This is a genomic window from Streptomyces alkaliphilus, assembly GCF_014141535.1.
GTDB classification, from domain to species: Bacteria; Actinomycetota; Actinomycetes; order Streptomycetales; family Streptomycetaceae; genus Streptomyces; species Streptomyces alkaliphilus.
Genome location: NZ_VKHT01000220.1, coordinates 1 through 6,164, shown reverse-complemented (window position 1 = coordinate 6,164; position 6,164 = coordinate 1). Strand labels below are relative to the sequence as shown.

At 73.8% G+C, this 6,164-nt stretch carries 2 protein-coding genes; one reads left to right on the top strand and one right to left on the bottom strand.

Translation table 11 applies throughout. From position 1 onward, the window contains the following. Positions 1-28 precede the first annotated feature (28 nt). Entirely contained in the window at positions 29-5,023 is a 4,995-nt protein-coding gene (locus tag FNQ90_RS09615) for a DNA repair ATPase (RefSeq protein ID WP_182605980.1), read from the top strand. Between the two features lie 40 nt (positions 5,024-5,063). Here FNQ90_RS09615 and FNQ90_RS09610 read toward each other — a convergent pair. After that, positions 5,064-6,164: hypothetical protein (locus FNQ90_RS09610; RefSeq protein WP_228471004.1), on the bottom strand; the 1,101-nt coding region annotated here is incomplete at its 5' end.

Genomic DNA, 6,164 nt, shown 5'->3' with positions numbered 1-6,164 from the left:
CCGCACCCACCCGCCCGGCAGGAGAGCGATGAGCAGCGAGATGGACGCGGGCACCTACGAGGTGCTCCGCGACCGGATGACCGGCGCCGCGGCCGAACTGGCCCGCCGTGCCCAGCGACTGAACACCCGCAGGACGGAGACCTTCGGCAGCACCGAGCTGCGCCCGGTGGTCTCCGACCGGCTGCGCACCGAGCACAACTGCGTACCACGCGACATCGTGCAGGTCGGCGGTCTGCTGCTGGCCGGCTACCGGGTCCGGTTCGGCCTCAAGCCGACCACGGGGGTCGGGGACGTCTTCGGCCTGCACCGCCACCACCCCGGGGCCGAGGGTGCCCGCTTCACCACCGAACCACTCGACGCCCTGCCCGGGCTGCTCGACGATCCGGTCTTCCTGCGGGACTTCGACAGTCTGTTCCGCTACTACCGGCAGGCCGAGCTCCTCCAACTGCGGCACGTGGAGAACCTGCTGCTCGCCGTCTTCCGCACCGGCGAGCGGCTCACCGACATCCGCGTGCTGCGCTGGCGACTGGACCCCGACGGCACCCCGCACTACGTGGACGCCAAGGGCGAGCGCGACCACGTCTTCCCGCCCGCGCACGACTTCGAGTGGGTCCCCACCACCCGCGAGGACCACGTCACCGGGGAACACCCGCACGTGGCCGTCGACGGCGAACTGTTCGTGAGCACCCTGGACGGCCGGCTCACCGTCCGGGTGGAGGACAACACCGACGCCGGACGCGAGGTCTTCTCCGAACCCGTCGACGAGCCCCTGCAATCCCTCGCCGACGCCGACATCGCCCGTGCCCGGGTGGGCGCGCTCATCCTGCTGCGCGTCCTGCCCTACAACGAGGAGACCCCGCGTCACCTGGTGTTCAACACCCGCACCAGGGAAGTGGTGCGCCTGGACGGCATCGGCCTCGCCTGCCGTGCCCTGCCCGAGGACCAGGGCATCGTCTTCCCCGGCGGCTACTACCTGGCCGCGGCCCCTCCCGGCTCCGCCGCCCGGGTCCTGGCCACCACCGTCGCCGACGACGCCGACCTGGAATACACCGGCACCCTGCGCTCGCCCAACGGCGAGGACGTGCTGTACCTCTTCCACGCCCGGGCCGAGGGGCACACCCTGCTGCTGCCCTACAACCTCATCCGCAAGGAGGTCGCCACACCGCTGGTGACCCACGGGTACTCGCTCTTCGACGACGGCACCATGGTCGTCTTCCGCGCCGAGGGCGACGAGCCCGGTCGCGTCCACCCCGTGCAGGTCTGGGAGACCCCCTTCGTCTCCGACGCCCACCACGCCGAACGCCCCGTCGGCGAGGGACCGCTCGCCCGGGTCGGCAACGCCGAGCTGGTCCGCGGCGTCTCCGACGCCCTCACCGTCGCCCGGATGGCCGACGAACTCGCCCCCGACACCGCCGTCTTCGAGGCCGTGGTGGCCGCCTGCACCAGGCTCGCGGACCGCTACCACTGGATGTCGCTGGAGGGCATGGAGGCGCTGCACGAGCCGCTGGCCACTCTCCACACCACCGCCGAACAGGTCATCGACGAGTACCGCCGGGTCGTCGAGCAGCGCCGCCACGCCGCCGAGTCCATGGAGCGCGCCCGGCAGGAGTCGATCTCCCTCATCCGCCGCTCCCGGGGCGAGGCGCCCCGGGACGCCGGGGGTTGGGTCGACCTCCTCACCGAACTGCGCCGCGCGCAGGGCTGGGCCGAGAGCCTGCGCGAGATCCGGCGGATCGACCCGGAGGCCGTGGACGCGCTCGTCTCCGACCTCGCCGAGGCGCTGGAGGCCGCCGGTCGCCGCGCGGTCTCCTTCCTCTCCCGGGAGGACGCCTTCGAGGGCCCGGCCGCCGAGATCGCCGCTCTCGGCGAGCGGGCCGCCGCGATCACCCGCACCGCCGACGCCGACCCCCTCGGGGAGGAGATCACCGGACACGCCGACCGGCTGCGCACCGTCACCGACGTCGTCGGCGGACTCGACATCCCCGACGCCACCGTCCGCACCGGCCTGCTGGAGCGCATCGGCGAGGTGCTGGGAGCCGTCAACCGGGCACGCGCCGTCCTCGACGGCCGGCGCCGCGAGGTGCTGGAGAGCGAGGGCCGGGCCGAGTTCGCCGCCGAGTTCGCCCTCCTCGGCCAGGCCGTCACCGGCGCCCTGGCCTCGGCCGGCACCCCCGACGAGTGCGACGAGCAACTGGGTCGGCTGCTGCTGCAACTGGAGAACCTGGAGGCCCGGTTCGGAACCTTCGACGAGTTCCTGGCCCGCCTGGAGGAACAGCGCGAGGAGATCTACGAGACCTTCTCCGCCCGCAAACAGGCCCAACTCGACGAACGGGCCCGGCACGCCCGCCGCATCGCGGACGGCGCCGACCGCGTCCTGGCCACCGTCTCCCGCCGGGCCGGTTCACTCGCCGACCTCGACGAGGTCAACGCCTGGTTCGCGGGCGACCCCCTGGTCGGCCGGGTCCGCGCCGCCGCCGCGGAACTGCGCGACCTGGGCGACACCGTGCGCGCCGGGGAGTTGGAGGGCCGGCTCGCGGCCATTCGGCAGGAGGCCGTCCGGGCGCTGCGCGACCGTGCCGATCTGTACGGCCCCGACGGCACCGTGCGGCTGGGCCGGCACGCCTTCGCCGTCACCGACCACCAGGTGGATCTGACCCTGGTGCCGACGGGCGACACCCTCGCCTTCACCATCGGCGGCACCGACTACCGGGCACCCCTGGCCGACCCCTCGCTCGCCGACACCAGGGCCTTCTGGGACCAGCCCCTGGTCTCCGAGTCCCCCCGGGTGTACCGGGCCGAGCACCTCGCGGGCTCCCTGCTCGCCGAGCGGGGCGCGGGGGCGCTGATCGAGACCGTCACCCGGGCGGTGGCCGAGGAGGCAGCAAGCCCCGGCGTGGCCGGCGACCTCCTCGACCCGGCGGTCGAGATCACCGCCGCCGACCTGGAACGGCTCACCCGGGCCCTGCTCCCCACCGTGCGGCGCGCCGCCGAGACCGCCTACGACGAGGGTCACGACCGGGGCGTCCACGACCACGACGCCGCCCGCCTGCTCGCCGTCCTGCTGCGCCTGCACGCCGGGGCCGACCTGCTGCGCTTCCCGCCCCGGGCGCGGGCCGACGCCCAGTTCTTCTGGAGCATGGGCACCGACCCGGCCGCGCGCCGCTCCCTGCTGACCCGGGCCCACTCGCTGGGGCGGGCCCGCCGGCTCTTCGGCACCGGCACGGCCGTCGCCGACCTGCGCGCGGAACTCGCCGCCGGAGTGGCGGACTTCACCCGGGCCACCGAACCCGTCGCGGCCCCGGCCGACCCCGCCGCCCCGGTCGATCCCGCGGTGGTCGATCCCGCGGTGGACGATCCGGGGACCCGTGCCGAGACCGCCGGGGCCTACCTCCTCGAGGAACTCGCCGCGGCCGGCCCGGCGGACGCCGCCCCCGGAACCGCCCGCCGGCCGACCTTCGTCGCCGGCCCCGGCGCCCGCGCCCTGCTGGAGGACTTCCGTCTCGCCCTGGGCACCGACGGCGCCAAGGAGTTCACCGAGGACCTGCGAGCCCTGGACGGGGACCCTGCCGCCGCCCGTCGGCTCGCCGACGCCTGGCTCGCCGCCTTCGCCGCCGACCGGGACCGCGACCCCGGCGACGTCCCCGAGGCCGTCGCCCTGGAACTGTGCGCGGAACCGGGCACCGGCGAGGCCCTCGCCCACCGCCCGCTGGACGTCCGGCTCTCCGCCGACGTCGACGGGCTGCTGGGCACCCATCCCCGGGTGCGCAACGGCCGGTTGGGGGTACGACTGGACGAGTTCCTCGTCCGCACCGAACGTTTCCGCCGCCGGCGGGTTCCCGCCCATCGTGCCTGGATCCGTCGCCGCAACGCCCTGTTGGACGCCGAGCGCGAGCGCCTGCGCCTGGACTCCTTCCGCCCCCGGGTGATGTCCGGCTTCGTCCGCAACCGGCTCATCGACGAGGTCTACCTGCCGCTGATCGGCGACAACCTCGCCAAGCAACTGGGCACCGCCGGCGAGGAGCGCCGCACCGACAGCCAGGGCCTGCTGATGCTGCTCTCGCCGCCCGGATACGGCAAGACCACGCTGATGGAGTACGTCGCCTCACGGCTCGGCCTGATCCTGGTCAAGGTGGACGGTCCCGCGCTGGGGTACGGCACCACCTCCCTGGACCCGGCCGCGGCCCCGGACGCCGCCGCCCGCCGCGAGGTGGAGAAGCTCAACTTCGGTCTGGAGATGGGCAACAACGTCCTGCTGTACCTGGACGACATCCAGCACTGCTCGCCCGAGTTCCTCCAGCGCTTCATCCCGCTGTGCGACGCCCAGCGCCGGATCGACGGCGTGGGCGCGGACGGCCGGGCCGTCACCCGGGACCTGCGGGGCAAGCGGTTCGCGGTCTGCACGGCCGGCAACCCCTTCACCGGGGGCGGCAGCCGCTTCCGGGTGCCCGACATGCTCGCCAACCGCGCCGACGTGTGGAACCTGGGCGATGTCCTCTCCGGTCGGGAGGAGTTGTTCGCCCTCTCCCACATCGAGAACGCCCTCACCTCCAACCCCGTCCTGGCGCCCCTGGCCGGCCGCGACCCCGCCGACGTGGACCTTCTGGTGCGGCTGGCGCGGGGCGACGCCACCGCCGACGCCGAACACCTCTCCCACCCCTACGGTGCGGCCGACCTGGAGCAGATCCTCGCCGTCCTCGACAAGCTGCTGCGGGTGCGGCGGACCACGCTGCGGGTCAACGCCGCCTACATCGCCTCGGCGACGCAGGACGACGCCCACCGCACCGAGCCGCCGTTCCGGCTCCAGGGCTCCTACCGCAACACCAACCGCCTGACCGAGCGTCTGGTGCCGGTGATGACGGACGAGGAGGTGGAGGCCGTGATCGACGACCACTACCTCGCCGAGGCGCAGACCCTCACCTCCGGCGCGGAGGCCAACCTTCTCAAGCTCGCCGAACTGCGCGGACGCATCACGCCCGAACAGGCGTCGCGCTGGGAGGAGATCAAGCGCTCCTTCCGGGGGTGACGGGCGCGGGCACGCACGGAGGCGTCACGTCGAGAACCCCTCAGCCGTCCCAGCGGCGCAGGCTGCTCATGATCGTCTCTATCAACTCGTCGTCGATCTCCTCGTCGTGGCCCGTGTCGGTCACCAGGATCCAGGTGGCCAGGTCGGCCCGGGCGTCGCGGTAGGAGAACGTCACGACCTTGCCCTCGGTCCAGTCACAGGCGTCCTCCGGGTCCTCCCGGCCACCGGAGATGGTCGCCGTGACGGTGTGGCCCTCCAGGCCCTCGGTGGTGGTGAAGGGCTCGGGATCGGTGATCTCGAAGGTGCCCTCCTGGTACTGGTCGTACGCCGAGTACGCCCAGTCCCGCGCCTCCCGGGTGGCGGCGTCCGCGGTACCGGTGGCACCCAGGCTGCCCTTGGACCCGGCGATCACCCGGGAGGTCCAGCGCTCGGAACACCAGTTCTCGCCGTGCACGGCGGTCGCCGACATGCCCACCAGGATGTTCGGCTCGGGGAGGTCGAAGTCGAACCCGTCCTCGTCCTCGTCTCCGTCCCCGGAGGTTTCCTCCGGTTCGGGCTCCTCCTCGTCCTCCACCCCTTCGCGCTCGTCCTCGATCCAGACGAACATGTCCTCGCTGTTGGTGGACCAGTCCGGCGGCACGTCGAAGGCCAGGGACCGTTTGGTGTTGGTCTGCACCAACCAGTCGTCGGCCACGACGGGTTCGACGTCGCCCCGGGTGCCCGAGCGCGGGTCGTCGGGCCGCAGCGTGTTCTCCGGCTCGGGCTCGGGCTCCTCGGTCTCCTCCGGCTCCGGGGAGGGCGTCGGGGAGGCGTTCGCGGTCGGCTCGGAGTCGTTGCCCCGCACCACCAGCACGCCCGCCACGGCGACACCGGCCACCAGGGTCACCGACACCGCGATGGCGGCGATCAACTTCCCCCGCCCCGAGGGCGGCTTGCCCGGTCCGCCCGGGACGGCGCCGGGAGCCGTCCACCCCTGTGTGGGTTGGGAGTACGGGTTCGGCTGCCCCGGCGCCCCGTAGGGCTGCGGCGGTTGCGTCGGTTGGCCGCTCGCGAGCCACGGGTGCTGCTGCGGACCGCCGGCCCCCGGCCGGCCGTCGTCGCCCGGCGGGGGAGTGCCCGGCGGTACGCCGGGCGGGGGAGG

Coding starts and splice junctions, on each gene's coding strand:
- FNQ90_RS09615 (WP_182605980.1), top strand. CDS start 29: ATGAGCAGCGAGATGGACGCGGGCACCTACGAGGTGCTCCGCGACCGG.